Raw genomic sequence first — 24,703 nt, 5'->3', positions numbered from 1 at the left:
CAGGAGTTCCTCATGACCCACAGCCTGATCCTGCCCGAGCGGCGCGCCCTGTACTACGGCGGCGCCTGGCACGACGCACGCGGCGGCGCGACATGCGAGTGCACAAGCCCGGCCACTGGCGAGAGTTTCGGCCCGGCGAGTTTCGGCGCGGCCGAGGACATGGCGGCGGCGATCGAGGCCGCAGCAGTTGCCTTTCCCGCGTGGAGAGACGCCCCACCGCTCGAGCGCGGACGGCGGCTGCGGGAGATCGCCGCCGTCATGCGCGCCCACAAGGACGAACTTGCGTTGATCGACGCCGCAGACAGTGGCAATCCGGTCGCCGCGATGTTGAAGGACATCGACATCGCCACCAGCCAGCTCGACTTCTTCGCCGGCCTTGTGACCGAAATGAAGGGCGATACGATTCCGATGGGGCCGAACGCGCTCAACCTGACCGTTCGCGAACCGCTCGGTGTGGTCGGGCGCATCGTCGCCTTCAATCATCCCCTGATGTTCTGCGCCGGCAAGATGGCCGCGCCGCTCGCCGCAGGCAACACGGTGGTGCTCAAGCCCGCCGAACAGGCACCCTTGTCGGTTCTGCGCTTCCTGGAACTGATCGACGGCATCCTGCCGCCGGGTGTGCTCAACGTCGTCCATGGCGGACCGGAGGCCGGCGCCGTGCTGGCCAGCCACCCCAAGGTCGCCAAGGTCGGCCTGATCGGCAGCGTCCCGACCGGACGGGCCGTAATGGCCGGCGCCAGCGCGACGGTCAAGGACGTCATGCTGGAACTTGGCGGCAAGAACGCGCTGATCGCCTGCCCCGATGCGGATATCGAAAAGACGGCGCGCGGTATCGTCGCCGGCATGAACTTCGCCTGGTGCGGCCAGTCCTGCGGCTCGACCAGCCGGGCCTTTCTGCATGCAGACGTCCATGACGCGATCCTGGAACGCGTCGTCGCGCTATGTGGTGCGTTCAAGCCCGGAGACCCGACACAGATGGACACGACGATGGGCGCGCTGATCAGCCGGACGCAGCGTGACAAGATCCTGCGCTACATCGCCAAGGGCATCGAGGAGGGTGCCCGCCTGATGTGCGGCGGAAAGGTCCCGGACGACCCGGCGCTTTCGAACGGCAACTTCGTCGAGCCGACGGTGTTCGCCGACGTGACCCAGAACATGACCATCGCCCGGGAGGAGATCTTCGGGCCGGTCCTGTCCGTGCTGCGCTGGCAGGACGAGGCAACGATGCTGGAGGAGGCCAACTCCGTCGAATACGGCCTGACCTGCTCGATCTGGACGCGCGACCTCGCCACGGCGCACCGGCTGGCCGCGCGGGCGGATGCCGGTTTCGTCTGGGTCAACAAGTCCGGCGCCCATTTCCTCGGCGCGCCGTTCGGAGGTGTGAAGCAGTCCGGCATCGGCCGCGAGGAATGCATCGGCGAACTGATCGCCTTTACGCGGGAAAAGAACATCCATATTGCTCTGGACTGACCGCTCCTCCCGCCAGGTCCCAGCATGCTGCCAGTATCATCCCTCGCCGCCGTCCGCACGCCGCTTGCCACCCTTGCCGTGGCTGCCTCCGGCGGCGCGGTTGCGGCCTGGATCGGCGCCCCCCTGCCCTGGCTCATCGGCGCGCAGGTGTCTCTGTGCCTGCTGGCGCTCTCCGGCCGCCAACTGTTCGGCGCGCCGCCGTCCTGGCCACGCAGCAGCCGCCAGATCTTCCTGCCGATCCTCGGCCTGATGATCAGCAACGCGTTCACCTCGGAGATCCTGCGCCAGATTCCCGACTGGTGGTCGAGCCTGCTGCTGCTGTCGGTCTTTCTCGTGCTGGTCCATGCGGCCGTCTTCCTGCTGTTTCTGAAATTCGGCCGCTACGACCTGCCGACCGCATTTTTCGCCTCCTTCCCAGGCGGTTTCGTCGAGGCGACGCTGCTTGGCACCGAGCGGGGCGGCAACCAGCGCCTGATCCTGATCCAGCACTTCCTGCGCATCTCGCTCATCGTTCTGATCATCCCGCTTGTCTTCTGGTGGTTCGGCGGACAAGTGGTCGGCAGCATGGTCCAGTCCGACCTCGTCGGACCCCGTACGCCGCTGAGTGTCTCAGACGTGATCGTGCTGGCCGGCGCCGGCATCGGCGGCACCCTTTTCGCCCGCAGGCTGCGGTTGCCAGCCGCCGACATTTCCGGTGCCATCCTGTTCGGTGCCATCGTCCATCTCGTCGGCTGGACCGACGGAACGCCGCCGGCCGTCCTGATCGCCGTCACCCAGCTGGTGGTCGGGACCTCGCTTGGCGTCGGCTTCGTCGGCATCGCCGCACGCGATCTCGTCCAGGCCCTCGGACTGGCGCTTGCCGCTTTCGCCCTGATGATGACGATGGCCGTTCTGGCAGCCTTTGGATTGCACGGCCTGCTCGGCATGCGCTTCGAGGCCCTGCTGCTCGCCTTCGCCCCCGGCGGTCTGGCGGAGATGAGCCTGATCGCCCTGTCGCTGCACCTCAGCGTCCCCTTCGTGACGCTGCATCACCTCTACCGGATCTTCTTTGCCGTCGCCGTGCTGCCTCAGGCCTACCGGTTCGTCGAACGCACCCGGAGCGGCGCGCCCTGACAGCAGATGCGTCCGGCAAGGAGACTTGCCGGCGCTGAGGCTTCCAGCCGTCCGTGACGGCGTCTCACTCGGGGATCTTGACGAAGGCCTCCAAGTCAGGGACCTCGTCGATGAAGCCGTACCTCTTGGCCAGTTCCGCGCCCATCTCGAAGTCTGCCGCTGAAAGCTCGAACTTCCAGAAGGGGAGCGCCATCGCCTGGGCTACCTTCGGGTTGGCGTTCTCGTTGAACTTGGGAAACGAGTCGCGAACCACCTGCGGGTTCTCGCTGGCATACTTCATCGCCCTGTTGATCGCCCGAGCGAAGGCGGCGACCACGTCCGGCCGCTCGGCGATCAGCTTGTCGGAGGTGAAATAGGCCGACATGAGGAAGCTCGGCGCCGTTTCGATCAGGAGATGCATGACGATCCTGGTATCGCCGAACATCCGCCCGACGGTCACGAACGGCTCGACCACCCAGGCGGCATCCACCCGGCCCTGGCTGACCGCGCCGACCGCGTCGGGGAACTGCACCTCGATGAACGTGATCTGGCGCTCCGGGTTCTCGATGCCGGCGTTCTCAAGCGCCTTCAAGAGCACCATGTGCGGGGTATTGTTGAGCGTGTTCACCGACACCGTCTTGCCGATCAGGTCTTTCGGCTCCTTGATCGGGCTGTCGTTCCTGACGATCAGTCCGTCCCAGGCCGAAGCGACGTCCGGCGAGCCGACCACGCCATTGGCGAAGGCCGAGATCGGCAGGCCACGCGAGCGCGCGATCAGCAGCGATGTCTGGTTGGAAAAGCCGAAGTCGAATTCCTGCGCGACGACGGCGGTGACGATATCCTGTCCGCCCGGCTCCGGCTTCAGTTCGACATCGAGGCCTTCTTCCTTGAACCAGCCTTGCTCCATGGCGATGAAGGCCGGAATCAGCGGCGCGATCGGGATGGTGCCGAGCGTGACCTTGTACGGATCGTTCGGATCCAGCGGCTTGGTTTCGGCAGCCGTTGCCGGCACGCCTGTGCTGGCCAGAAGCGCCAGCACGGCGGCGACGCAGGTGCCGGCGGCCAGCTGGCGCCGATTGATCTTGGGTTGAGCCGACAGCCCCTTGATGAGCGCGTGCATTGTTTCCTCCCATGCGACAACCGGCGGTTTCTCCCGCCTTATGAGCGTATTGATCGCATGGTCGCGCCGGTCGCCCCACTACTTAAGAAGAAGGGCAGGCCTGCAAAAAACCTAGGTCGGCTGCCGGTCCAGACAGGCGGAAATTTGAAGAGCTGCCCTAAGCAAACTGTAGTGGGTTTCGCCCCGCCTGCCTGTCATCACAAGCAGGCACGCGGCCACGGAGCCGTGCCGGGGAGGATCAATGACCAGGACTGCGGATGGTTGCGACGCCGGAAATGTGACACCGGTCCGGCCGGAACGGCAGATCGCCAGCGACATCGGGCGCCGGCTGTGCCGCGACGCGACCCTGCCGTGGCTCGGCACGCTCTCCTTCATCCTGTTCGTCGAAGCGGTGACCCGCACCGACATCGTGCCGCAGCAGTTCTTTCCGGCGCCGACCATCATGTTCGTCACGCTCGCGAAGCAGTTCGTCCTGCCGAGCTTCTGGCTGGCCTTGTGGGACACGCTGTGGACCTGGGGCGTCAGCCTGGTCATCGCCGGCGTCCTCGGCATTGCGCTCGGCATCGCCATGGGCGCATCGCGAACGGTCTACTACGCGCTGCGCCTGGTGGTCGAGTTCCTGCGGCCGGTGCCCTCGGTGGCCCTGATTCCGGCAGTGATTCTGGTCATCGGCATCAGTTACGAAAGCAAGATCTTCCTCGCCGCCTTCGCCGCCTTCTGGCCGATCCTGATCCAGAGCGTCTACGGCATGCACGACGTCGAGCCGCTGGCACTGGATACGGCGCGGTCCTTCGGTTTCCGCCCGCTGCAGCGGCTGGTGCTGATCTCGCTGCCGTTGGCCCTGCCCTATGTCGCGACGGGCATCCGCATCGGCTCGGCGGTGGCCCTGATCATCGTCGTCACCATGGAGATCGTCATCGGCGTTCCCGGCATCGGCAAGATCATCCTGGAGGCCCGCCAGGGCGCCAACGTGGAACGCGCCTATGCGCTGATCCTGGCCACAGGCCTGCTCGGCTGGGGACTGAACACCGGTCTCGCCCGCATCGAGGCCCAGCTCCTGTTCTGGCATCCCTCCTTTCGCAAGGAGCACGCATGAGGCGCCCCGGTTCCATCCTGCTGATTGCGCTGGAAGTCCTGACGCCATCGCTCCTGATCGGTGCCTATGCGCTCTGGGCCGGCGGCCAGAACAACTTCTTCTTCCCGCCACTGGGCAAGATCCTGGAAGAATTCGCCGAAGGCTGGATCGGCGCGCGGTTCCTGAGCGACATCTGGCCGAGCCTGTGGCGCACCCTGGCCGGCTTCGCGCTGTCGGCAGCCCTCGCAGTCAGCCTGGGCACGGTTCTGGGACTGTCGCGTCGGACACGACTGGCGGTGACGCCGCTAGTGGAGTTCTTCCGGGCCTTGCCACCGCCGGCGCTGCTGCCGCTGACGCTGCTGGTCCTCGGCGTCGGCGACAGCGCCAAGGTCCTGCTGATCGCCCTGGTCTGCGTCTTCCCGATCCTGCTCAACACCATCGCCGGGGTATCCGGCATCGATCCGACCCTGCGCGATACCGCCAGGATGTACGGCATCGGCCGGCGTGACATGCTCGTGCACGTCATCCTGCCCGGGGCTCTGCCGAGCATCTTCGCCGGCCTGAGGACCAGCCTGTCGCTGGCCGTGATCATGATGGTGATCAGCGAGTTCGTCGCCGCATCCAACGGCATCGGCTTCGGCATCTGGAAGGCCAAGCGCATGTTCGACATTCCGTCCATGTGGGCCGGCATCCTCCTGCTCGGCCTCCTCGGTTACGCGTTGAACATGGCGCTGATCCTGATCCAGCACCGCGTGCTGCGCTGGCACCGCAGTGCCCGCCGGGCCGCGCACTGACAAGTGGAGAGTTCGTGTGCTTCGTGTCGAACAGCTAAGCAAGAGCTTCGGTCAGGTCGAGGCGATCAAGGACATCACGGTGGAATTCGCCCAGGGCGAGTTCAACTGCATCGTCGGGCCATCCGGCTGCGGCAAGACCACCCTGCTCAAATGCCTGTCCGGCCTGATGCCACCGACCGGTGGCCGGGTGGCCCTCGATGGTGTGACGGTCACCCGGCCGCCCAAGCAGATGGCGCTGGTGTTCCAGGACTATTCACGCTCCCTGTTTCCCTGGATGACCGTGCGCCAGAACGTGGCGTTCCCGTTGCGCAACAAGGGGCTGGCCAAATCCGAGATCACGCGGCTGGTAGAGGAGGCGGTTGAAGCCGTTGGCCTCACGCACGCCATCGACCGCTATCCCTGGCAGCTGTCCGGCGGCATGCAGCAGCGCACCTCGATCGCGCGGGCCATCGCTTACCAGCCGGAGATCCTGCTGATGGACGAGCCCTTCGCCTCGGTCGACGCGCAGACGCGCGCCAACCTGGAAGACCTGATGCTGTCGATCAAGGCACGCTACGGCATGACCATCCTGTTCGTCACCCACGACATCGACGAGTCCGTCTATCTGGGCGACCGCATCGTCGTGCTGAGTTCGTCGCCGACCGTGGTGCAGGAGATCCTGACGGTGCCGCTGCCGGTCGCGCGCGACCAGATCACCACCAAGGAAGACCCGCAGTTCCTGCACCTGCGCAGCCATGTGTTCAGGGAAATCATGGCCGCGCAGGCGGGCTGAGACACGACGACTGACAGTCCGGCACGGTCCGGACACGAAGGAGGAAGAATGGCCAGGATCGTTGGCGGCATCGGTGTGCCGCATACGCCCTATTTTCCGCGGTTCGCCGCCCAGGAGGGGTCGAACGGCGAGATCAACACGTTCTTCGGCAAGGTGCGCGCCGATCTGGAGGCGCATCGGCCCGACGTCATCCTGATGATCGACACCGACCATTTCAACACGTTCTATTTCGACACCTATCCGACCTTCGCGGTCGGCGTCGATCACGGCTTCTACGGTCCGGTGGACGACGTCGCCCTGATGCCGCCGCGCGTCATCCGTTCGCACAAGACGCTGGCGCTGCATCTGCATCGCGAACTGATCGCCCGCGACTTCGATTCCGCGCTGGTCACCAACTTCAAGGTCGGCCATTCCGTCTGCGTGCCGTTCCATTTCCTGACGCCGGGCTTCGAGCAGCCGATCATCCCGATCTTCCTGAACGGCCACCTGCCGCCGATGCCGTCGGCCCGGCGCGCCTATGCCTTCGGCAAGGCGCTACGCCTGGCGATCCTGTCCTGGCCGGAGGACATCCGCGTGGAGGTGATCGGCACCGGCAGCTTCTCGCTCGACGTGGCCGGGCCGAAGATGTTCCCGGGCGAGAACTACGGCGTGCCCGACCTGCCCTGGGCGAAGCGGGTGATCGAGCTGATGCTCACCGGCGACATCGAGACGCTTCTTGATGAGGCGTCCGAGGAACGCATGCTGGCGGCCGGCAATGTCGGCGGCGAACTGCTCAACTGGATCGCGATGATCGGCGCCGTCGCCAACGATCGGGCGTCCTGGATCGATATCCAGGAAATACGCGGCCACGCCTTCGGCGTCTGGGAAGCGGAGGAGTGATCATGAGCATCTACGCCGTCAACCGCATGTGCCACAACCTCATGCACGACAAGAATTTCCGCTACGCCATGCAGAATTACCCGGAGCAGGTCGTGGCCGGTCTCGACTTGACCGAAGAGGAGCGCGCGGCGGTGCTCGCCGGCGATGTCGGCACGCTCTACCTGCTCGGCGCCAACGCCTTCCTGCTGGGGTATCTCACCCGGTTCGAGGTGCTCGGCCTGACGTTGCCCGTCTATAACGCGCGCATGCGCGCCGTGGATGGCATGACCCCGAGAACCGATCTGTGAAGTCATGGCCGGAGCGCCTTGCGCAGCGTCCGGCCGAGCCAACCATCCGTCCAAGCGAGGCCCATTTGATGAGTGATTTGCGTCTGTCCATTGCCATCGGCGACTACGACCGGGTGCGCCCCATGTTCAACGGCGACGTCAGGATCGACGGCGTCGATCCGGTGTTCCTGCGGCTGTGTCCCGAAGAGATCTTCTTCCGCGCCTTCCGCCATGCGGACTTCGACATCTGCGAGCTGTCGCTCAGTTCCTACACGGTCAAGACGGCGCTCGACGACTGCCCCTATGTCGGCATTCCGGTCTATCCCTCGCGCGCCTTCCGGCACACCTCTATCTACGTCCGCAAGGATCGCGGCATCGCCAGCCCGGCCGACCTGAAGGGCAAGCGGATCGGCCTGCCGGAATACCAGCTGACCGCCAACGTCTGGGCACGGGCGCTGATGGAGGACGAGTATGGCGTGCGTCCGAGCGACGTGGAATGGGTGCGCGCGGGCATCGAGGAGCCGGGCCGGCCGGAGAAGATCAAGCTCGACCTGCCCCCGGACGTGACGCTGACCGACGCCCCCGAGGGCAGCACCCTGTCCGGACTGCTGCTGAAGGGCGAGATCGACGGCATGATCGGGCCGCGCATTCCCTCCTGCTTCGGCTACGACAACAAGGTCGGCTGGGTGTTCGACGACCCGCGCGCGGCCGCACTGGACTATTACAGGCGCACCAAGATCTTCCCGATCATGCACATTGTCGGCATCCGCCGGGACCTGGTCGAGGCGCATCCCTGGCTGCCCGCCACCCTGTTCAAGGCCCTCAACCGGTCGAAGGCGGTATGCGCGGAGCATCTTTCGGACACCTCCGCAACCAAGGTCATGCTGCCTTTCGTCGAGGAACAGGTGCACGATGCCCGCAAGCTGATGGGAGCCGACTACTGGTCCTACGGCTTCCACAACAACCGCCACGTGCTCGAAACCTTCCTGCGCCATCACCATGCGCAGGGACTGTCGCCGCGCCAGGTTCAGCCGGAAGAGCTGTTCCATCCGAGCACGTTCGAAAGCGTCGTGATCTAGGGTGTACGTCCGGAAATGGCCTGGGCCTTCTCGGTGCCCGTTTCGCAGAGCTCGGCCAGGTCTTCCAGGTCGAGCGCGAGCTGCTTTACCACCGAGCGCATCAGCTTCATGATGCCGTCCTCGTTGGCAAAGGGCGCGCGCCCGGACGGGCGGGCCAGATAGAGCGTCCGGCGCAGGTGCGGCTCGACGATGCGGCAGGCCTTCAGCTTGCCGCTCGCCAGTTCCTGGGCGACCGTGCCATAAGGCAGGACGCCGGCCGCCGCGCCTTCCAGAACCACCCGCTGGGTCGCCTGCAGGGACTGCACCTCGTAGGCTACCTTGACCGGCCGGCCCATCTCGCGAGCTGCCTCCTCCACCAGAATGCGGATCGGGTCGCGACCATGGGCGAGCACCAGTTCCATGTCGAGGACGTCGGAGAAGGCCATGACATCGCTCACGGGAGCCTGATCGGGATGGGCGACCAGGAGCAGGTCTTCCACCAGGAGCGGCGTGTTGTTGAGCGGCGTGCCGGCCGGCAGCTGGTAGGTCAGCGCCAGATCGACCTCCTCGCGTTGCAGGCTGCCTTCGAGGACCGAACTCGTTTCCTCGATCAGACACAGATGGACGTCCGGCAGGTCGCGGCGCACGGCGGTCAGGATCTCGCTGCCGACCAGGCGCATGATGCTGGGTGTGACGCCGAAGGTAAGCGTTTCCCGACGGCTTTCGCCGAAGCTGCGTATCTCGCTTTCCGCCTCTTCCATCAGCCGCAGGATGGTGCAGGCCCGTTCATGGAGCCGTTGCCCCGCGGGCGTCATCGACACGCCGCGGGAATGGCGATCGAACAGCGGCACGCCGAGCGATTCTTCGAGCTGACGGATCTGGATCCCGAGCGCCGGCTGGGCGACACGCAGGAGGGCAGCCGCCCGGGTCATGTTCCCGGTCTCGGCAACTTTCACGAAATACCGCAGTTGCCGGTCGTTGATGTGCATGGCCCGCGTTTGCGCCTTCCAAGCTCGCCACCCTGACGAATCCCATTATTCCTGCAGCGCCGGCGCATGCAAGTCGGACGGAGTGTGTGGAGGCTAACGGATCGATTGCGGCGCGCCAGAGACCGCCGAAGCGACCATCGCCTCGATGACCGCGATGCCGTTGAGCGCCTGGGCATTGGTGACCGGATACGGGCGGCTGCCGGCAACCGCATCGGCAAAGGCCTCGAGTTCCGCCCGTTCCTTGTCGAGCGGAGCCATGGCAATGGCCTCGGGCTCGTTGCCGAGCGTGCGGATAAGCAGGTCGCCGTCGCCGCGCATCTCCATCCAGCCCTTGGAGCCATAGACCTGGAGCCGCCAGATCTCGCCGGTGGCATGGTGGGACGCGATGTAGCCGGTCGCCCCGCTGGCGAAGCGCAGCAGGGCGGAGGTCACGTCGTCGACGTCGACCGGCAGGACACGGGTCTCGCTGTGGCAATAGACGGTCTTCACCGGGCCGGCCATGGCGATCATGGCGTCGAGAGCGTGGATGCCGCGCGCCGTCATGGCGCCGGCCGGACACTCGGCCCGCTCCGCCCGCCACATGCCGGGCTTGAGCATGTAGCCGGAAGGACCGGAGAACTGGCCTTCCAGGTGCAGCAGCTCGCCGATCTCGGAGCCGTACAGGCGCCTCAGCATGTCCTGGTAGGCCGGAGCGAAGCGGCGGTTGAAGCCGTGGGCGATCACCACGCCGGCCTTGTCGCAGGCCTGGATCATCGCCCTGGCGTCGGCGCTGGTCAGCGCCAGCGGCTTTTCGACGAAGACATGCTTGCCCGCCGCTGCGGCGCTCACCGCCAGGTCGCGATGATCGGAATGGGCCGTTGCGATCACCACCGCATCGATTGCCGGATCGGCGATGGCCTCGTCGCGGCTGACGACCGCAAGACCGAACTCCTCGCCGAAGTCCCGGTGCGCATCGGGAGTGCGGCTGGCAGCGGCCTTGAAGGCGACCCTGTCGCTTTTGCCCTGGACCGAGCCGACGAGCCGTTCGGCCCAGCGGCCGGAACCGAAGATTGCGAGGTTGAGCATGTCCTGACGCACCGTCCGCGTTTCAAGGAAGGAGAGATCCGAGGCCGCGAGGGAAGCAAAATCGACCTCTGACCGCCAAGACATTCCGTGACGCGGAGCGATCGCTTTTCGTTTCGGACACCCCGGACCGGGAGGCACGCCGACGCCGTCCGGTGCGGCCGCCGGCGGCCGCAGACGCTCTCAGGACCCGGCCGACCGCGCCAGCACGAAGTCGTGCTCCACCTCCCAGAAGCGCCCCGCAAAGCCGAGTTCGGCGGCACGGGTCGGATCGTCAATGCTCTTGAAGGCGGCCAGCAGGCTCGCCTTGACGCCGAACACAGCATCCGAGCCGATGTAAGGATCGTCCGGATCGAAGATGTGCGTGATCAGCGTCTCGAAGCCGTCGGCCTTGATCATGTAGTGCAGGTGCGCCGGCCGGAACGGATGCCGGCCGAGACGCCGCAACAACTTGCCGACCGTGCCGTCGTCGGGGATCGAATAGAACTTCGGCTTCACCGCACGGAACCAGTAGCAGCCGTCCGCGCCCGTGCGGAACACACCGCGCAGATTGAAGTCCGGCTGGATGCCCTTCTGCTGGACGTCGTAGAAGCCTTCGTCGTTGGCTTGCCAGACGTCGAGGATCGCGCCGGCGATCGGGCGGCCGTCGGTGTCGAGGATGCGGCCGCGGACAAGCATGTCCTCGCCCTTCTGGTCGAGGCAGATGTTATCCCCCATTGCGCGCAGCGGCGCGTCGGCGACATGGAACGGCCCGAGCACCGTGCTTTCCGAGGCGCCCGACGGCTTGCGGTTGTTGATGGCGTCGACCAGCATCGACACGCCGAGCACGTCCGACAGCAGGATGAACTCCTGCCGCCATTCGTTGCACAGGTGCCCGGTTTCGGTCAGGAAGCGGATCGCCTCGAACCATTCCTCCTGGGTCGGCTCGAGCTCCTTGACCGCCTCGTGCAGCTTGCGGGTGACGACCTCCATGACCTGCTTCAGGCGCTCGTCCGAGGCCGAGCGGTTACGGCCGGTGACGACCTCGATGGAGGTTTCCTCCGTGAAATAGCCCGTCTCGTGCTCGCTCATTGCGCTTCAGTCCTCGCGATTCCGGCGGCGCAGCCCCTGCTGTCCACCTCGATTCATCCCAAGAAAATCAATTACCTAGACGGCAGGGCGGCGCCCTTCCCAAGCATCCTGCAGCAGCGCGCGGATCGACTCGCGATCGATCGGGCGCGGATTCCAGTACGGATTGCGCACGGCCAGATCCGCCGCCCGGTCGAGGTCGGCCTCGCTCAGGCCAAGGTCCCTGAGCGCCGACGGCGCCCCGATCGACGCGGCGAAATCGAACAGTGCCGCCCCGGGCGACCCGCCGAAGACGGCAGAGACCGGTGCCAGCAGCTCCGGTACGGCACCGGCGTTGTAGCCGATCGTGTGCGGCAGCAGGATCGCATGGGTTTCCGCATGCGGGGTGTCGAAGCTGCCGCCGAGCGTGTGGCAGATCTTGTGGTGCAGCGCCATGCCGACGGTGCCGAGCACGGTGCCGCACAGCCAGGCGCCGTAGAGCGCCTCGCCGCGCGCCTCGGCATTGGCCGGATCGCGGACGATGACCGGCAGGGCGTCGCGGAAGGCGCGCAGGCCCTCGGCCGCCATCAGCGTCGAGACCGGGTTGCGGTCCTGCGCATAGAGCCCTTCGGCGGCGTGGGCCATGGCGTTGAGGCCGCTGGTCACGCTCATGGCGAGCGGCAGGCCGAGGGTAAGGTCCGGATCGTAGATGACCACTTCCGGCAGGATGCTCGGATCGCGGACGGTGGTCTTCACGCCGTTCTCGGTCTGGCCGAGGATCGGCGTCACCTCCGATCCGGCATAGGTGGTTGCGATCACGATCTGCGGGATATCCGTGCGATAGGCGATGGCCTTACCGAGGCCGGTGGTCGAGCCGCCGCCGAGGGCTACCACACAGTCGGCAGAGACGGCGCGCACCTGCTCCAGGGCGGATTCGGTCACCTCCACAGGGGTATGCATGGCGGCGCCGGCAAAGACGCCGACGGCCTTGTCCCCCAGCCGACCCGCGAGCGCCTCGGCCTCCGCCCGCTGCGCGGGGGTGGACAGGATCAGCGCGCGGGCGCAGCCGATCTTGTCCATCCATCCCGCCACGCCGTCGCGCTGGCCGGGGCCGAACACGATTTTGGCCGGATTGCCGGTGTAGGTGAAGGGAGCGATCATCGTCAGGTCTCCGGCTTGCGCGCCCGGGGATAAGGTCGACGCCGAACCCGCAGCCGGCATTCGGCCAGGCGGTGGGTTTCGGTTGGTCAGAAGGATCGGACAACGAACGGTCCGAAGGCAAGGATAGCAGGGTGACGCGTATCGATTGATGATTTCTTTTTGATTTTATATAGCAGATCGCTATGAAACTCGACGAACGGCACCTGATCCAGCTCGCCGCCGTGGTCCAGGCCGGCAGCGTCACCGAGGGCGCGGCGCTGCTCGGCCTGTCGCAGCCCGCCGTGTCGCGGACCCTGGCGATGCTGGAAAGGCGGCTGGGAGAACCTCTGTTCCTCAAGGGGCACCGGCCGTTGCAGCCGACCCCGCTCGGCCGGGCACTCGCCGAGCACGGCCAGACGATGCGTGCCGCGTCGCGCAAAGCATCGGAAACATTGGTGAATTTCCGGCGAGGCGAAGCCGGTGTGGTGCGCATCGGCGGCACGCCGTTCTTCATGGACGCGCTGATTTCGGGGATGGCGGCCGATTTCCAGACCCTGTGCCCGGACGTGCGCATCGACCAGTCCTATGGTTACCTGGCCGACCTGCGGGCGGCGCTGGAAAGCGACCGCATCGATCTCGCCGTCTGCCCGATCGACCTCCTGGACGAGGGCTCGGGCCTGACGTTCCAGGAACTGCTGCCGGGCCGCAACGTCATCGCCTGCGCCGCGACTCATCCCCTGCTCGCCAAGCCGGATCCCAAAGCCCTGGATCTACTGGACTTTCCCTGGATCGCGCCGCCCCCCGACAGCCCGCTGCACGCCGACCTGCACGCCATCCTGCTGTCGCTCGGGGTGAGCGGGATCAAGATCCGCTACTCCGGCGGCTCGCTCGCCAGCGTGCTCACCTACATGACGCGGACCGACGCGCTGACGATACTCCCCCATGGCGCGGTTTTCGCGTTCCACCGCGACCGGGGGATATCTGCCTTGCCGTTCCGGATTCCGCATCCGGACCGGGCACTCGGCCTGCTACGCCTGACGGGCGCCCCCAACGCGCCGGCCGTCGACACCTTCTCCAGGCATATTCGCAAAGAATTCGAGACACTTAGACACCAGATCAAGCGCCACGAACAGGCCCTCGTGCCGGGATCGTGAGCCTGTTTCGACCGACACCTGAGACCGTCCCACTTCCCTCCTGAGACTCGCCGGCTTCCTGCCGAAGACCCGCCGGAAGCCGGCTGGAGACCTGCTGGCGCGGCCGGCCCGGACTACCGGTCGGCCTGGCCGCGCCGGACGTAGCCGCCGTAGTGGAGCAGGCGCGCCTCGAAATCGCGCACGCGCGCCTCCGTCTTCGGATCGCGCGCGGAAAGCTCGGCCAGCAGCAGTTCGACCAGGTGGAAGGCGGTCACCAGCGAGGGCAGCAAGTGCGGACCGGCCATCGGCAGACGGATCACCTGCCAGGCGCCCTCGGCGATCGGCGAGGCATAGCTGTCGGTCAGCGCCAGCACGCGCGCGCCGCTTTCCCGCGCGATCTGGCAGCCGCGCACGACCTCAAGCGAATAGTCCTCATAGGAGACGGCGATGACCACATCGTCGGGCGTGCAGGCAGACAGCGTGTCGAGGATCTGGCCCGGCTGGCCCGGCGCGGGACGGATATTGGGAAAGGCCATCGCGCCGACATAGGTGAAGTAGTGGGCGACGGCGAAACAGCTGCGCACGCCGATGCAGTGGACCTGGCGGGCGTTGAGCAGCGCGTCGATGCACTCCGACAGCCCGGCCGACAGTTCGGGCGTGAACAGCAGGTCGATGTTGGCGTGGGCGGCCGACTTCATTTCCGCAAAGACGTCGGCCGCGCCCCGGGTCGCCAGCGCCGCTGCCCGCGCCGCATAGCCGGACGGCGGCGTCCGCAGCATCTCCTGCACGGCCGCACGCAAGGGATCGTAGCCGGTGTGACCGAGCGTGCGGGCAAGACGCACGACCGTGTTGGCGTTGCAGTCGGCGAGGGCAGCGAGCATGCGCACCGAATTGAAGGCGATCTCTTCCGGCCGATCGATCAGCCAGTGGGCGAGCTTGGCCAGTTGCGGCGGCGCGTCGGTGGCCAGGCCGGCAAGGCACTGGCGCAGAGCCGGCATGGTCTCGGGACACCGGCAGGCGTCGGCGCCGGTCTCCCTCGGCAGGCTGTCCGTCATCGGGCCGCATTCTCCTCCGCACCGTTGCGACGAGCGCAAGATAACACATTCGATTTGGCGAGTTGACGATTACAACACATTTGTATTCTATCGCACAGAGGGATCCCGAGAGAGGCTTAGCTGGCCTTTACGCATGTGACCAGTTTCAAGCAACAGGAGGTAATGTCATGAAAAGAACGATCCTGGGGGCGACCACCGCGCTCGCCCTGATGACCGGTGCCGTTTCGGCCGCCGAGCAGAGCTTCATCTCGATCGGCACCGGCGGCGTGACCGGCGTCTACTATCCGGCGGGCGGCGCGATTTGCAGCCTGGTGAACCGCGGTCGCGCCGAGCACGGCATCCGCTGCGGCGTGGAATCGACCGGCGGCTCGATCTTCAACATCAACGCCATCCGCTCGGGCGAGCTGGAATTCGGCGTCGCCCAGTCCGACTGGCAGTACCATGCCTACAACGGCTCCTCCCGCTTCGAGGAAGGCGGCGCCTTCGAGGGCCTGCGCGCGGTCTTCTCGCTGCACCCAGAACCTTTCACCGTAGTCGCTCGCGCCGATTCCGGGATCAAGGACTTCGACGACATGAAGGGCAAGCGCGTCAACATCGGCAACCCGGGCTCCGGCCAGCGCGGCACGATGGACGTGGTGCTGGCGGCCAAGGGTTGGACCACCGGCGACTTCTCGGTCGCCTCCGAACTGCCGCCGGCCGAACAGGCCGCCGCCCTGTGCGACAACAACGTCGACGCCATGGTCTACACCGTCGGCCACCCCTCCGGCGCGATCCAGGAAGCGACCACCTCCTGCGACGCGGTGCTGGTCAACGTCACCGGCGAGGCGATCGACACGCTGATCGCCGACAATCCGTTCTACCGCACCGCGGTCATCCCGGGCGGCATGTATCGCGGCACAGACGCGGACGTGACCACCTTCGGTGTCGGCGCGACCTTCGTGTCCTCCGCAGAGGTGCCGGACGACGTGGTCTATGCGGTGGTCAAGTCTGTGTTCGAGAACCTCGACCAGTTCAAGAGCCTGCATCCGGCGCTCGCCAACCTCGACCCCAAGGCGATGGTCACCGACGGCAACTCGGCGCCGCTGCATCCGGGCGCGGAGCGCTACTACCGCGAAGCGGGCCTGCTCAACTAGGCTGAGCGCGACGGACGCGGGCGCCGCCGGCGGCCCGCGTCCGTCCGCGGCGCCGCGGACGGGCGCCGGATCGACCAACCGCAGTGCCGGGAGCGCCCCGATGACGGATCAGAATGCGCCGCAGGGGCGCCAGTTCACCGAAGACGAACTCCAGGACCTGGTCGCCAGCACCGATTCCGGCGCGCGCGCGCCGACCAGCCGGCCCGTCGCGCTGCTGATCGCGGGCATCGCGCTGTTCTGGTCCCTGTTCCAGATCTGGATCGCCGAACCGCAGTTCTGGTTCGCCCAGTCGCTGGACTTCCTGAAGATCCTCGGTTCGGCCGAAACCCGCCCGATGCACCTGGCGCTGGCCCTGTTCCTGGCCTTCCTCGCCTATCCCGCCTACAGGAACGCGCCGCGCCGTCACGTCCCGCTCTACGACTGGGCGCTCGCCCTCGCCGCCGGCGGCTGCGCCCTGTACGTGTTCTGGTTCGCGCGCGAGATCTCGGCCTCGGCCCGCGAGGGCCTGCCGACCCAGACCCAGATCGTCGTCGGCTCGATCGGCATTCTGGTGCTGCTGGAAGCATCGCGTCGCGCGCTCGGCCCGGCACTCACGGTGGTCGCCTCCATCTTCCTCGCCTATTCCTATTTCGGCCAAGGCTGGCTCATTCCTGAACTGATCGAGCACGAGGGCCGTTCCTTCACCGCCATCGTCAACGCCCAGTGGCTGAGCACCGAGGGCGTGTTCGGCATCCCGCTCGGCGTGTCGACCGCCTTCGTATTCCTGTTCGTCCTGTTCGGCGCACTGCTCGACAAGGCCGGCGCCGGCAACTACTTCATCCAGATGGCCTTCGCCGGCCTCGGCCACCTGCGCGGTGGGCCGGCCAAGGCCGCCGTCGTCGGCTCGGGCGCGACCGGCCTGATCTCCGGCTCCTCGATCGCCAACGTGGTCACCACCGGCACCTTCACCATCCCGCTGATGAAGCGCGTCGGGTTCAGCGCCGAGAAGGCCGGCGCGGTCGAGGTCGCCTCGTCGGTCAACGGCCAGATCATGCCGCCGGTGATGGGCGCCGCCGCCTTCCTGATGGTCGAGTTCGTCGGCATCTCCTATGTCGAGGTGATCAAGCACGCGCTCATCCCGGCGGTGATCTCCTACATCGCGCTGATCTACATCGTGCACCTCGAGGCGCTGAAGAACGACATGCCGGCGCTGGGGGAGTCGAAGAGCCTGCTGCAGATGTTCCTCAAAGTGGCAATCGGCTTCGTCGCCGCCGGCGCCGTCTTCTACGGCGCGATCTGGGCCGTCGGCGCGCTGCGTGCGGCCGCCCCCGGTCTCGCCGGACCGGTCGTCGCCGCGGTGCTGGCCGCCCTCTACCTCGGCGCGCTCGCGATCGCCGCGCGCCGGCCTGACCTGGAACTGGACGACCCCAACGCCCGCCAGATCCACCTGCCGAAGATGCAGGACGTGGTGCCGGCCGGCCTGCACTTCCTGCTGCCGATCGTGGTGCTGGTGTGGTTCCTGATGGTCGAGCGCCAGTCGCCGGCCAAGTCCGCCTTCTACGCGGTCGCGATGATGCTGGCGATCATCCTGACCCAGCGGCCGATCAAGGCGCTGCTGCGCGGCCGGCGCGACCTCGCCGCGGAATTCCGCGCCGGCGTCGGCGACCTCATCGACGGCCTGATCGCCGGCGCGCGCAACATGATCGGCATCGCGGTCGCCACCGGCGCCGCCGGCATCATCGTCGCCACCGTCACCCGCACGCCGATCGGCACCGAACTCGCCGGCCTGGTCGAGCAGCTGTCGATGGGCAACCTGTTCCTCATGCTGCTGCTGGTCGGTCTGTTCTCGCTGATCCTCGGCCTCGGCCTGCCAACCACCGCCAACTACATCGTCGTATCGTCGCTGATGGCCTCCGTGGTGGTCAGCCTCGGCGCACAGGAGGGCCTCATCGTGCCGCTGATCGCGGCGCATCTGTTCGTGTTCTACTTCGGCATCATGGCCGACGTGACGCCGCCCGTCGGCCTCGCCAGCTTCGCCGCCGCCGCGGTTTCCGGCGGCGATCCGATCCGCACCGGTTTCACCGCCTTCTTCTATTCCATGCGCACCGTCGCGCTGCCGTTCCTGTTCATCTACAATCCGGCGCTGATCCTCTACGGCGTCGATCTCGGCACGGCGGCCGGGATGGCGCAGGCGGCGCTCGTCTTCGTCACCGCGACCGTGGCGATGCTGCTGTTCGCGGCCGCGACGCAGGGCTATTTCCTCGCCCGCTCGCGCCTGTACGAATCCGTGCTGCTGCTGCTCGTCGCCTTCACGCTGTTCGTGCCCAACTTCTGGCTCAACCGCATCCAGCCCGCCCACGAGGACCTGCCGCCGGCCGCCTTCGAACAGGAACTGGCCGAGGCCGAACCGGGCGCGGAGTTCCGCCTGCGCGTCGCCGGGCCCGATTTCAACACCGGCAACCAGACCGAGACCAGCCTGCAGCTGATCGTCGCCGACACGCCGGCACCGCAGCGGCTGGCCGAGACCGGGCTCATGATCATGCGCGACGGCGACCGCCTGCTGCTGGACGAACCGCGCTTCGGCTCGCCGATGCAGCAGGCGCTGCGGGGCTTCGACTTCTACCATCCCGAGCGCAAGGTCGAACTCGTCGCCCTGCGCATCCCGGCCGAACGCATGCCGAAGGAAGTATTCTACATTCCGGCACTGCTGGTGCTGGCGCTGGTGGTCGCCCTGCAGCGCCGGCGCCAGACCAAGCCCGCCTTCTGAGGAGAGCCCGATGCCCCGCACGATCCTCCTGCCCGTCGACCTGTCGGTGGAAAAGACCTGGCGGCGCCCGCTCGCCGAGGCGCTGGATATGCTGCGCGACGGCGGCGTGCTGCATGTCGTCTCCGTGCTGCCGGACTTCGGCATGCCCGCCGTCGGCGGCTTCTTCAGGAAGGGCTTCGAGAAGGAGGCGCTTCACGCCTTCGGCGTCGCTCTGGCCGACTGGGTCAAGACCAACGTGCCGGACGGCGTCGAGGTGCATCCGCACGTGCTTCACGGCTCGATCTACGACGAGATCCTGCGCGCGGCCGACAAGCTGAACGTGGACGTCATCGTCATCGGCGCGCACCGACCGGAATTGCGCGACTATCTTCTGGGACCCAACGCCGCCCGCGTGGTACGCCACGCCCGGCAGTCGGTCTACGTCGTCAGGGACTAACGAGACCATGCCCCATCACATCTTCGGCCGCAGCACCAGCGGCCAGCTTCCCGTCGCCGTCGCCGGCGACGGCTGCTACATCGTCGACGCCGCCGGCAAGCGCTACCTCGACGGTTCCGGCGGCGCCGCCGTGTCCTGCCTCGGCCATTCCGACGAGGCCGTGCGCGCCGCCCTGCACGCCCAGCTCGACCGCATCGCCTTCGCCCACACCGGCTTCTTCACCTCGCAGGCAGCCGAGGACCTGGCCGACCTGCTGGTCGCCAACGCGCCGGAGGGCCTGGAGCGGGTCTATCTGGTCTCCGGCGGCTCCGAGGCGGTCGAGGCCGCGCTCAAGCTCGCCCGGCAGTATTTCCTGGAGATCGGCCAGCCGCAGCGCCACCGCGTCATCGCCCGCCGGCAGAGCTACCACGGCAACACGCTCGGCGCGCTGGCGGCCGGCGGCAACGCCTGGCGGCGGGCACAGTTCGCCCCGCTGCTGGTCGAGACCTCCCACATCGCGCCGTGCTACGAATACCGCGACCGCGCCGAGGGCGAGAGTGCGGAAGCCTACGGGCTTCGGGTCGCCGACGAGCTGGACGCGGAGATCCGCCGGCTCGGTCCGGAAACGGTGATGGCCTTCATCGCCGAGCCGGTGGTCGGCGCCACCGCCGGCGCGGTGCCCGCCGTTCCGGGCTACCTGAAGCGCATCCGGGAAATCTGCGACCGCCACGGCGTGCTGCTGATCCTCGACGAGGTGATGTGTGGCATGGGCCGGACCGGCCACCTGTTCGCCTGCGAGGAGGACGGCGTCGCCCCGGACATGATCGCCATCGCCAAAGGCCTGGGTGCGGGCTACCAGCCGATCGGCGCGCTGCTGACTTCCGGACGCCTCTACGACGCCATCGCCAGTGGCAGCGGTTTCTTCCAGCACGGCCACACCTACATGGGCCACGCCATGGCCGCCGCCGGCGCGAAGGCGGTGCTCGACGCAATCCTCGGCCGCGGCCTGCTGGCGCGCGTGCGCAGCCAGGGCGACAAGCTCGACGCCGCGCTGCGCGCCGCCTTCGCCCAGCATCCCCATGTCGGCGACATCCGCGGCCGCGGCCTGTTCCGCGGCCTGGAACTGGTCGCCGACCGGGAGACCAAGGCGCCGTTCGAGCCGGCGCGCAGGCTTGCCGCGCGCATCAAGGCGGAGGCCTTCCAGGCGGGCCTGATCTGCTACCCGATGGGCGGCACGATCGACGGTGTGAACGGCGACCACATTCTGCTCGCGCCGCCCTTCATCATTTCCGACGACCAGATCGGCGAACTGGTCGACAAGCTGGCGGGCGCCGTGACGCGCGCGCTGGCCTGAGGTCGCACTCGCCCCAAGGTCGCACAACGTCTCTTTTCGACCCCCGGTTTGATCAGGGACAATGCGCGCCGTCGCGCTTCCGCCACCATGGACGCCGGAACGCGGCCGTGACGACCGCGCCACGGGGAAGGAGACCGACATGGCAACGACAGGCATCACCGCCCTCGACCATTCCGTCCAGGTCGCGGCGGAATGGCTGAACGAGCTTTCCGACAGGCTCGACTGGCCGCGCGACAACCGCGCCTCCTATCTGCTGCTGCGCACGGTGCTGCACGCGGTGCGCGACTGGCTCAACCCGGACGAGGCGGCGGATCTCGCGGCGCAGCTGCCCCTGCTGGTGCGCGGCGTCTATTACGAGGGCTGGAACCCGTCGTCGACGCCGGTCCACCCGCGCAGCAAGACCGCCTTCATGGAGCGGATCGACAAGGCCTTCTCCAAGGACAGCCTGGCGGACCCGGAGGCCGCCGTGTCGGCGGTGTTCTGGCTGCTCGACCGGCACGTCTCCGGCGGCGAGATCGAACAGGTTCGCCACGCCATGCGCAAGGAACTGCGCGATCTCTGGCCGTAGGGCGAGGCGGACGACGCGGCGCGAGGACATCCGGTCTTGAACGAGGCGGCGGCGATCACCCTTTCGGACAAGGTCGGGTTCCTGTCCCGGCCGGAGAGCCATGCCCGTCCGACGGCTGCCGTCGACGTGAAGGAAACCCACACGTCCTTCGTGTTCCTGACCGATGACCGGGTCTACAAGCTGAAGAAGCCGGTCCACTTTCCGTTTCTCGACTTCCGCAGCCTGGAGGCGCGTGCCCATGTCTGTCGCGAGGAGGTGCGGCTGAACCGGGTGCTGGCCGGCGATATCTATCTCGGCACCGTGCCGCTGATGCTCGACGCCGACGGCAGCCTGTCGCTCGGGGGCGCGGGGCTGGTCGTCGACTGGCTGGTCGAGATGGTCCGCCTGCCGGAGGCGGACCTGCTCGACCACCGGCTCAAGGCCGGGCGAGTCAGCCGGCCGGAGATCGACGCGCTCGCCGACAAGATGGCCCGTTTCTATGCGGCGCGGATCCCGGCACGGAGTTCCGGCACCCCCTACCTTGCCCATCTCGACGACGAAAGCGCCCAGAACACCGGCCATCTGCACGCGCTTCACGACCATCTCGACGGCCGCTTCACCGATGCCCTGGTGGAGACGGCCCAAGCCCGGCTGGACCGCTGCCGCGGCGAGATCGAAGACCGGATCGCCGCCGGCCTGATCGTCGAGGGTCACGGCGACCTGAGGCCGGAGCACGTCTGCCTGCTGTCGCCGCCGGTGGTCATCGACTGCCTGGAATTCAGCGCGGACATGCGCTTCATCGACCCCTACGACGAAATGAACTATCTCGGGCTCGAATGCACCATGCTCGGCGCCGACTGGATCGCTCCGGTGCTGCTGGGAACGCTGGAAAGGGCGCTCGGCCACCCGCCGTCTGCCGATCTCATGACGGCCTACGGCCTGTTCCGCGCCCTGCTGAGGGCGCGGCTCGCCATCGACCACCTGCTCGACGCCCATCCGCGCACGCCGGAAAAATGGCCGCGGCAGGCGCGCGCCTATCTCGACGTCGCCGCGCGCCTGTCAGGGCTGCAGCAACGCCTCGATTGACCCGCCGCCGGCAAGGCGCGCCACCGCACCGGCAAGAAGCGGCGCGACGGACAGAACCTCGAGCTTGCCGGCGAAGCGCTCCGGCGCGACGGCGAAGGGTGCGGCGCTGTCGGTGACGATCATGCCGTCGAGCGCCGGGTCGCTCAGCAGCGGCAGCGCAGGCTCCTCGAACAGGCCGTGTGTCGCCACGGCATGCACGGCGGCCGCGCCGTGCGCGCGGCAGGCCTTCGCCGCGCGCAGCAGCGTGCCGCCGCTGGCGATCAGGTCGTCGACGATGAAGGCGGAGCGACCCTCGATGTCGCCGGCGAACAGCGCACCCGAGACGACGCCGGCACTGCGCCGCTTCTCCATGAAGCCGAAGTCGACCTGTTGCCCGGTGCGCGCCTCCAGCGCTTCCTTGAGCAGCTGGGCCCGCTTGATGCCGCCGCCGTCGGGCGAGACGATCGCCACCGGTCCGGCCACGACATGGGGCGCCAGCCTGTCGGCGAACAGCGCCCGCGTGTCGAGATGCACGGTGCGGCAGCGGAAGGCGTTCTGGAACGCGGTGATCGAGTGCACGTCCAGCGTCACCACCTGGTCGGTGCCGACGGCCTCGAACAGGCGCGCGACATAGGCCGTGGTGACCGGATCGCGCGGCTTGGTCTGGCGGTCCTTGCGGGAATAGGCGAGATAGGGCACGAGCGCGGTCACGCGCGCCGCGCCGTTCTCCTTGCAGGCGGCGATGAAGAACAGCAGCCGGCACAGGCGGTCGTTGGCCGAGGCCCCGGGGCGCCCCTGCAGGCCGTGCAGGACGTAGACGTCGGCGCCGCGCACGCCGACCAGCGGCCGGGCCTTGTGCTCGCCGCCCTCGAACTCGCGCTCCTCATGCTCGGCGACGGCGAAGCCGCCCGCCGCCGCCATGGCGCGGCCGAGATCGTCGGACCCGTGGAGCGCGAAGAACAGCATGCGTTTCCTTTCCCTTGCCGGAGGGACCACTCCCTGGCGCCAGCCTAGCCGAGATGCGCCGAAAGGTAATCCAGCAGCGCGTCGAAAGAACCCATCTCGCCGTAGTCGGCCTCCGGCATCGGCAGGCCGAGGCGCTTCGACAAGGCCGTGACGAGCGTGAGGAAATCCATGGAATCGATGTCGAATTGGTCGCGCAGATCGGCCGAGCGGTCGATCGCGTCGACGTCGATGTCGGGCGCGATCCGGCGCAGTTCCGCGCGCAGCACGGCTTCGAGATCGGCACGGGTCATAGGGCCTCCGGATGCTGCAGAAGGGTGGAGATCTCGGCCAGGAAGCGGGCGCCGGCATGGCCGTCGCTGACGCGGTGATCGGCGGCAAGCGTCAGCGTCACGATCCGCCGCACTGCCAGGTTTCCTTCGTGTTCCCAAGGTCTTGAGATCGGCGTCCCGAACCCGACGATGGCCACCTGGGGCGGATAGATGACGCCGTAGAGCGCCTCGACGCCGCGTTCGCCGAGGCTCGACACGGTGATTGTCGGGTCGGATAGCTCGGAGGCGCGGAAGCGGCCGGCGCGCACGCGCACGACCAGGTCGCGCATGCGCGCCATCAAGGTGTCGAGGTCGAGGCTGTCGGCGTCGTGCAGCGCCGGGGCGACCAGGCCGCCGCCGCGGATGGCAACCGCCATGCCCGCGTGGACCGCCTCCGACGGGCGGAAGACACCGGCCTCGAAATGGCCGTTGAAGCCGGCGTGCTTGCGGGCGGCGCGTGCCACCGCCTTAACGAAGAGCGCGCCGAGCAGCAGCCGCGTTTCCGGCGGACGGGAAGAATTGACTTCAGAAACAAAGGCCTCGGCGGCGGTGACGTCGGCGGTATGGCCGAGGTAGTAGTGCGGGATCTCGCGCTTGGAGCGCGCCATGGCGGCGGCGATGGCGGCCCGCATGCCGGTCAGGCCTTCGCCGCCGTCCGGCCGCATCGCGGCGACCTCCGGCCCGCCCTTGTGTGCCTCGATGGCGGCGAGCACATCGGCGAGGACGATGGACCCTTGCGGCCCGGTGGCGGCGAGCGTGGCCGGATCGAGCGACAGGGTCTGCGCCAGCCGGCGCGCCGCCGGCGAGATCTTCAGCCTTCCTCCGGAGTCCATTCCAGACACGATCCCGGGTGCGACCGCGACACCGGAGACTGTCCGGGGCGGCTCCGGAGGCCGTCCGATCCCTGTCCGATCCGCTCCGGCTTCGGAGGCGGGCCGCGCGACCGGCGGCACCAGGTCGGCCGCTTCCCCGGTTTCGCCTTCCTCCCGGATGACGGCGAGCGGCGTGCCGACCGGAACCTTCTGGCCGAGATCGACCAGATAGCCGGTGAGCAAGCCCTCCTGGAACGACTCGACCTCGATGGCGCCCTTGTCGGTCTCGACCACGGCGACGACGTCGCCGCGCCGCACCGCGTCGCCCGGCTGCTTCAGCCATTCGACCAGCGTGCCCGCCGCCATGTCGGCGCCGAGCGAGGGCATGACGAAGGCGGCCATGGC

24 protein-coding genes are annotated in these 24,703 nt (G+C 67.6%); 15 read left to right on the top strand and 9 right to left on the bottom strand.

The window, feature by feature from the left end; genetic code table 11:
• Nucleotides 1-12: 12 nt before the first annotated feature.
• Nucleotides 13-1,470: an aldehyde dehydrogenase family protein gene (locus tag SL003B_RS05645; protein WP_013651862.1), complete on the top strand. Its 1,458-nt coding sequence runs from the start codon at nt 13-15 to the stop codon at nt 1,468-1,470.
• 24 nt (nt 1,471-1,494) lie between these two features.
• Nucleotides 1,495-2,583: an AbrB family transcriptional regulator gene (locus SL003B_RS05640; protein ID WP_013651861.1), complete on the top strand. Its 1,089-nt coding sequence runs from the start codon at nt 1,495-1,497 to the stop codon at nt 2,581-2,583.
• 64 nt (nt 2,584-2,647) lie between these two features.
• On the opposite strand, the gene SL003B_RS05635 is transcribed toward SL003B_RS05640, so the two are convergent.
• A complete protein-coding gene (locus SL003B_RS05635; RefSeq protein WP_013651860.1) occupies nt 2,648-3,682 on the bottom strand; it encodes an ABC transporter substrate-binding protein in 1,035 nt (344 codons plus the stop codon).
• 241 nt (nt 3,683-3,923) lie between these two features.
• Here SL003B_RS05635 and SL003B_RS05630 point away from each other — a divergent pair, with 241 nt between their 5' ends.
• The 6 genes from SL003B_RS05630 to SL003B_RS05605 all read left to right on the top strand — a co-directional run bounded on the left by SL003B_RS05630 (nt 3,924) and on the right by SL003B_RS05605 (nt 8,547).
• Nucleotides 3,924-4,778, top strand: coding sequence for an ABC transporter permease (locus tag SL003B_RS05630; RefSeq protein ID WP_013651859.1), 855 nt, complete (start codon nt 3,924-3,926; stop codon nt 4,776-4,778).
• Nucleotides 4,775-5,551, top strand: coding sequence for an ABC transporter permease (locus SL003B_RS05625; RefSeq protein WP_013651858.1), 777 nt, complete (start codon nt 4,775-4,777; stop codon nt 5,549-5,551). The genes SL003B_RS05630 and SL003B_RS05625 overlap by 4 nt, the downstream gene beginning before the upstream one ends.
• Nucleotides 5,552-5,567: 16 nt before the next feature.
• Nucleotides 5,568-6,323, top strand: a complete 756-nt coding sequence (locus tag SL003B_RS05620; RefSeq protein WP_013651857.1) for an ABC transporter ATP-binding protein — start codon at nt 5,568-5,570, stop codon at nt 6,321-6,323.
• A 48-nt stretch (nt 6,324-6,371) separates the two neighbouring features.
• Nucleotides 6,372-7,202, top strand: coding sequence for a DODA-type extradiol aromatic ring-opening family dioxygenase (locus tag SL003B_RS05615; protein ID WP_013651856.1), 831 nt, complete (start codon nt 6,372-6,374; stop codon nt 7,200-7,202).
• Nucleotides 7,203-7,204: 2 nt separating this feature from the next.
• Nucleotides 7,205-7,489, top strand: coding sequence for a hypothetical protein (locus SL003B_RS05610; protein WP_013651855.1), 285 nt, complete (start codon nt 7,205-7,207; stop codon nt 7,487-7,489).
• A 68-nt stretch (nt 7,490-7,557) separates the two neighbouring features.
• Nucleotides 7,558-8,547 (top strand): ABC transporter substrate-binding protein, encoded by a 990-nt coding sequence (locus SL003B_RS05605; RefSeq protein ID WP_041375872.1) that lies wholly within the window; start codon nt 7,558-7,560, stop codon nt 8,545-8,547.
• On the opposite strand, the gene SL003B_RS05600 is transcribed toward SL003B_RS05605, so the two are convergent.
• The 4 genes from SL003B_RS05600 to SL003B_RS05585 form a co-directional block, all read right to left on the bottom strand.
• Entirely contained in the window at nt 8,544-9,515 is a 972-nt protein-coding gene (locus tag SL003B_RS05600) for a LysR family transcriptional regulator (protein WP_013651853.1), read from the bottom strand. The two genes, SL003B_RS05605 and SL003B_RS05600, sit on opposite strands and share 4 nt — an antisense overlap.
• A 93-nt stretch (nt 9,516-9,608) precedes the next feature.
• Nucleotides 9,609-10,580: a Gfo/Idh/MocA family protein gene (locus SL003B_RS05595; protein ID WP_041375871.1), complete on the bottom strand. Its 972-nt coding sequence runs from the start codon at nt 10,578-10,580 to the stop codon at nt 9,609-9,611.
• Nucleotides 10,581-10,760: 180 nt separating this feature from the next.
• Nucleotides 10,761-11,648: an intradiol ring-cleavage dioxygenase gene (locus SL003B_RS05590; RefSeq protein WP_013651851.1), complete on the bottom strand. Its 888-nt coding sequence runs from the start codon at nt 11,646-11,648 to the stop codon at nt 10,761-10,763.
• A gap of 75 nt (nt 11,649-11,723) precedes the next feature.
• Nucleotides 11,724-12,785: a maleylacetate reductase gene (locus SL003B_RS05585; protein ID WP_013651850.1), complete on the bottom strand. Its 1,062-nt coding sequence runs from the start codon at nt 12,783-12,785 to the stop codon at nt 11,724-11,726.
• Between the two features lie 182 nt (nt 12,786-12,967).
• Between SL003B_RS05585 and SL003B_RS05580 the strand changes: the two genes are divergently transcribed.
• Nucleotides 12,968-13,918: a LysR family transcriptional regulator gene (locus SL003B_RS05580; protein WP_013651849.1), complete on the top strand. Its 951-nt coding sequence runs from the start codon at nt 12,968-12,970 to the stop codon at nt 13,916-13,918.
• Between the two features lie 113 nt (nt 13,919-14,031).
• Here SL003B_RS05580 and SL003B_RS05575 read toward each other — a convergent pair whose 3' ends face one another.
• Nucleotides 14,032-14,952: a MurR/RpiR family transcriptional regulator gene (locus tag SL003B_RS05575; protein WP_013651848.1), complete on the bottom strand. Its 921-nt coding sequence runs from the start codon at nt 14,950-14,952 to the stop codon at nt 14,032-14,034.
• Between the two features lie 167 nt (nt 14,953-15,119).
• Between SL003B_RS05575 and SL003B_RS05570 the strand changes: the two genes are divergently transcribed.
• The 6 genes from SL003B_RS05570 to SL003B_RS05545 all read left to right on the top strand — a co-directional run bounded on the left by SL003B_RS05570 (nt 15,120) and on the right by SL003B_RS05545 (nt 22,233).
• Nucleotides 15,120-16,085: a TAXI family TRAP transporter solute-binding subunit gene (locus SL003B_RS05570; protein WP_013651847.1), complete on the top strand. Its 966-nt coding sequence runs from the start codon at nt 15,120-15,122 to the stop codon at nt 16,083-16,085.
• 100 nt (nt 16,086-16,185) lie between these two features.
• Nucleotides 16,186-18,831, top strand: coding sequence for a TRAP transporter permease (locus tag SL003B_RS05565; protein ID WP_013651846.1), 2,646 nt, complete (start codon nt 16,186-16,188; stop codon nt 18,829-18,831).
• 10 nt (nt 18,832-18,841) lie between these two features.
• Nucleotides 18,842-19,267, top strand: a complete 426-nt coding sequence (locus tag SL003B_RS05560) for a universal stress protein (RefSeq protein ID WP_013651845.1) — start codon at nt 18,842-18,844, stop codon at nt 19,265-19,267.
• A gap of 7 nt (nt 19,268-19,274) precedes the next feature.
• Nucleotides 19,275-20,600 carry an aspartate aminotransferase family protein gene (locus tag SL003B_RS05555; RefSeq protein ID WP_013651844.1) on the top strand — a complete coding sequence of 442 codons (1,326 nt, stop codon included), beginning with the start codon at nt 19,275-19,277 and terminating at the stop codon, nt 20,598-20,600.
• Between the two features lie 139 nt (nt 20,601-20,739).
• Entirely contained in the window at nt 20,740-21,168 is a 429-nt protein-coding gene (locus SL003B_RS05550) for a DUF2267 domain-containing protein (protein WP_013651843.1), read from the top strand.
• Between the two features lie 36 nt (nt 21,169-21,204).
• On the top strand, nt 21,205-22,233 hold the full coding sequence (locus tag SL003B_RS05545) for a hypothetical protein (RefSeq protein WP_013651842.1): 1,029 nt from the start codon (nt 21,205-21,207) through the stop codon (nt 22,231-22,233).
• Here the strand turns inward: SL003B_RS05545 and SL003B_RS05540 are convergent.
• Genes SL003B_RS05540 through SL003B_RS05530 form a run of 3 tightly spaced genes read right to left on the bottom strand, consistent with a single transcriptional unit; the run spans nt 22,207 to nt 24,700 of the window.
• Nucleotides 22,207-23,178 carry a ribose-phosphate diphosphokinase gene (locus SL003B_RS05540; RefSeq protein ID WP_013651841.1) on the bottom strand — a complete coding sequence of 324 codons (972 nt, stop codon included), beginning with the start codon at nt 23,176-23,178 and terminating at the stop codon, nt 22,207-22,209. The two genes, SL003B_RS05545 and SL003B_RS05540, sit on opposite strands and share 27 nt — an antisense overlap.
• Nucleotides 23,179-23,222: 44 nt before the next feature.
• A complete protein-coding gene (locus SL003B_RS05535) occupies nt 23,223-23,468 on the bottom strand; it encodes an acyl carrier protein (RefSeq protein ID WP_013651840.1) in 246 nt (81 codons plus the stop codon).
• Complete coding sequence (locus SL003B_RS05530) at nt 23,465-24,700, bottom strand: dihydrolipoamide acetyltransferase family protein (RefSeq protein WP_013651839.1); 1,236 nt, start codon at nt 24,698-24,700, stop codon at nt 23,465-23,467. The genes SL003B_RS05535 and SL003B_RS05530 overlap by 4 nt, the downstream gene beginning before the upstream one ends.
• Nucleotides 24,701-24,703 lie beyond the last annotated feature (3 nt).

The organism is Polymorphum gilvum SL003B-26A1 (assembly GCF_000192745.1).
GTDB lineage: Bacteria > Pseudomonadota > Alphaproteobacteria > Rhizobiales > Stappiaceae > Polymorphum > Polymorphum gilvum.
This window is presented reverse-complemented; position numbering and strand designations above follow the sequence as displayed.

Excerpts from the sequence above, each read along its gene's own strand:
- SL003B_RS05645 (WP_013651862.1), top strand. The coding sequence starts at position 13 with ATGACCCACAGCCTGATCCTGCCCGAGCGGCGCGCCCTGTACTACGGC.
- SL003B_RS05640 (WP_013651861.1), top strand. The coding sequence starts at position 1,495 with ATGCTGCCAGTATCATCCCTCGCCGCCGTCCGCACGCCGCTTGCCACC.
- SL003B_RS05635 (WP_013651860.1), bottom strand. The coding sequence starts at position 3,682 with ATGCACGCGCTCATCAAGGGGCTGTCGGCTCAACCCAAGATCAATCGG.
- SL003B_RS05630 (WP_013651859.1), top strand. The coding sequence starts at position 3,924 with ATGACCAGGACTGCGGATGGTTGCGACGCCGGAAATGTGACACCGGTC.
- SL003B_RS05625 (WP_013651858.1), top strand. The coding sequence starts at position 4,775 with ATGAGGCGCCCCGGTTCCATCCTGCTGATTGCGCTGGAAGTCCTGACG.
- SL003B_RS05615 (WP_013651856.1), top strand. The coding sequence starts at position 6,372 with ATGGCCAGGATCGTTGGCGGCATCGGTGTGCCGCATACGCCCTATTTT.
- SL003B_RS05610 (WP_013651855.1), top strand. The coding sequence starts at position 7,205 with ATGAGCATCTACGCCGTCAACCGCATGTGCCACAACCTCATGCACGAC.
- SL003B_RS05605 (WP_041375872.1), top strand. The coding sequence starts at position 7,558 with ATGAGTGATTTGCGTCTGTCCATTGCCATCGGCGACTACGACCGGGTG.
- SL003B_RS05600 (WP_013651853.1), bottom strand. The coding sequence starts at position 9,515 with ATGCACATCAACGACCGGCAACTGCGGTATTTCGTGAAAGTTGCCGAG.
- SL003B_RS05595 (WP_041375871.1), bottom strand. The coding sequence starts at position 10,580 with ATGCTCAACCTCGCAATCTTCGGTTCCGGCCGCTGGGCCGAACGGCTC.
- SL003B_RS05590 (WP_013651851.1), bottom strand. The coding sequence starts at position 11,648 with ATGAGCGAGCACGAGACGGGCTATTTCACGGAGGAAACCTCCATCGAG.
- SL003B_RS05585 (WP_013651850.1), bottom strand. The coding sequence starts at position 12,785 with ATGATCGCTCCCTTCACCTACACCGGCAATCCGGCCAAAATCGTGTTC.
- SL003B_RS05580 (WP_013651849.1), top strand. The coding sequence starts at position 12,968 with ATGAAACTCGACGAACGGCACCTGATCCAGCTCGCCGCCGTGGTCCAG.
- SL003B_RS05575 (WP_013651848.1), bottom strand. The coding sequence starts at position 14,952 with ATGACGGACAGCCTGCCGAGGGAGACCGGCGCCGACGCCTGCCGGTGT.
- SL003B_RS05570 (WP_013651847.1), top strand. The coding sequence starts at position 15,120 with ATGAAAAGAACGATCCTGGGGGCGACCACCGCGCTCGCCCTGATGACC.
- SL003B_RS05565 (WP_013651846.1), top strand. The coding sequence starts at position 16,186 with ATGACGGATCAGAATGCGCCGCAGGGGCGCCAGTTCACCGAAGACGAA.
- SL003B_RS05560 (WP_013651845.1), top strand. The coding sequence starts at position 18,842 with ATGCCCCGCACGATCCTCCTGCCCGTCGACCTGTCGGTGGAAAAGACC.
- SL003B_RS05555 (WP_013651844.1), top strand. The coding sequence starts at position 19,275 with ATGCCCCATCACATCTTCGGCCGCAGCACCAGCGGCCAGCTTCCCGTC.
- SL003B_RS05550 (WP_013651843.1), top strand. The coding sequence starts at position 20,740 with ATGGCAACGACAGGCATCACCGCCCTCGACCATTCCGTCCAGGTCGCG.
- SL003B_RS05540 (WP_013651841.1), bottom strand. The coding sequence starts at position 23,178 with ATGCTGTTCTTCGCGCTCCACGGGTCCGACGATCTCGGCCGCGCCATG.
- SL003B_RS05535 (WP_013651840.1), bottom strand. The coding sequence starts at position 23,468 with ATGACCCGTGCCGATCTCGAAGCCGTGCTGCGCGCGGAACTGCGCCGG.
- SL003B_RS05530 (WP_013651839.1), bottom strand. The coding sequence starts at position 24,700 with ATGGCCGCCTTCGTCATGCCCTCGCTCGGCGCCGACATGGCGGCGGGC.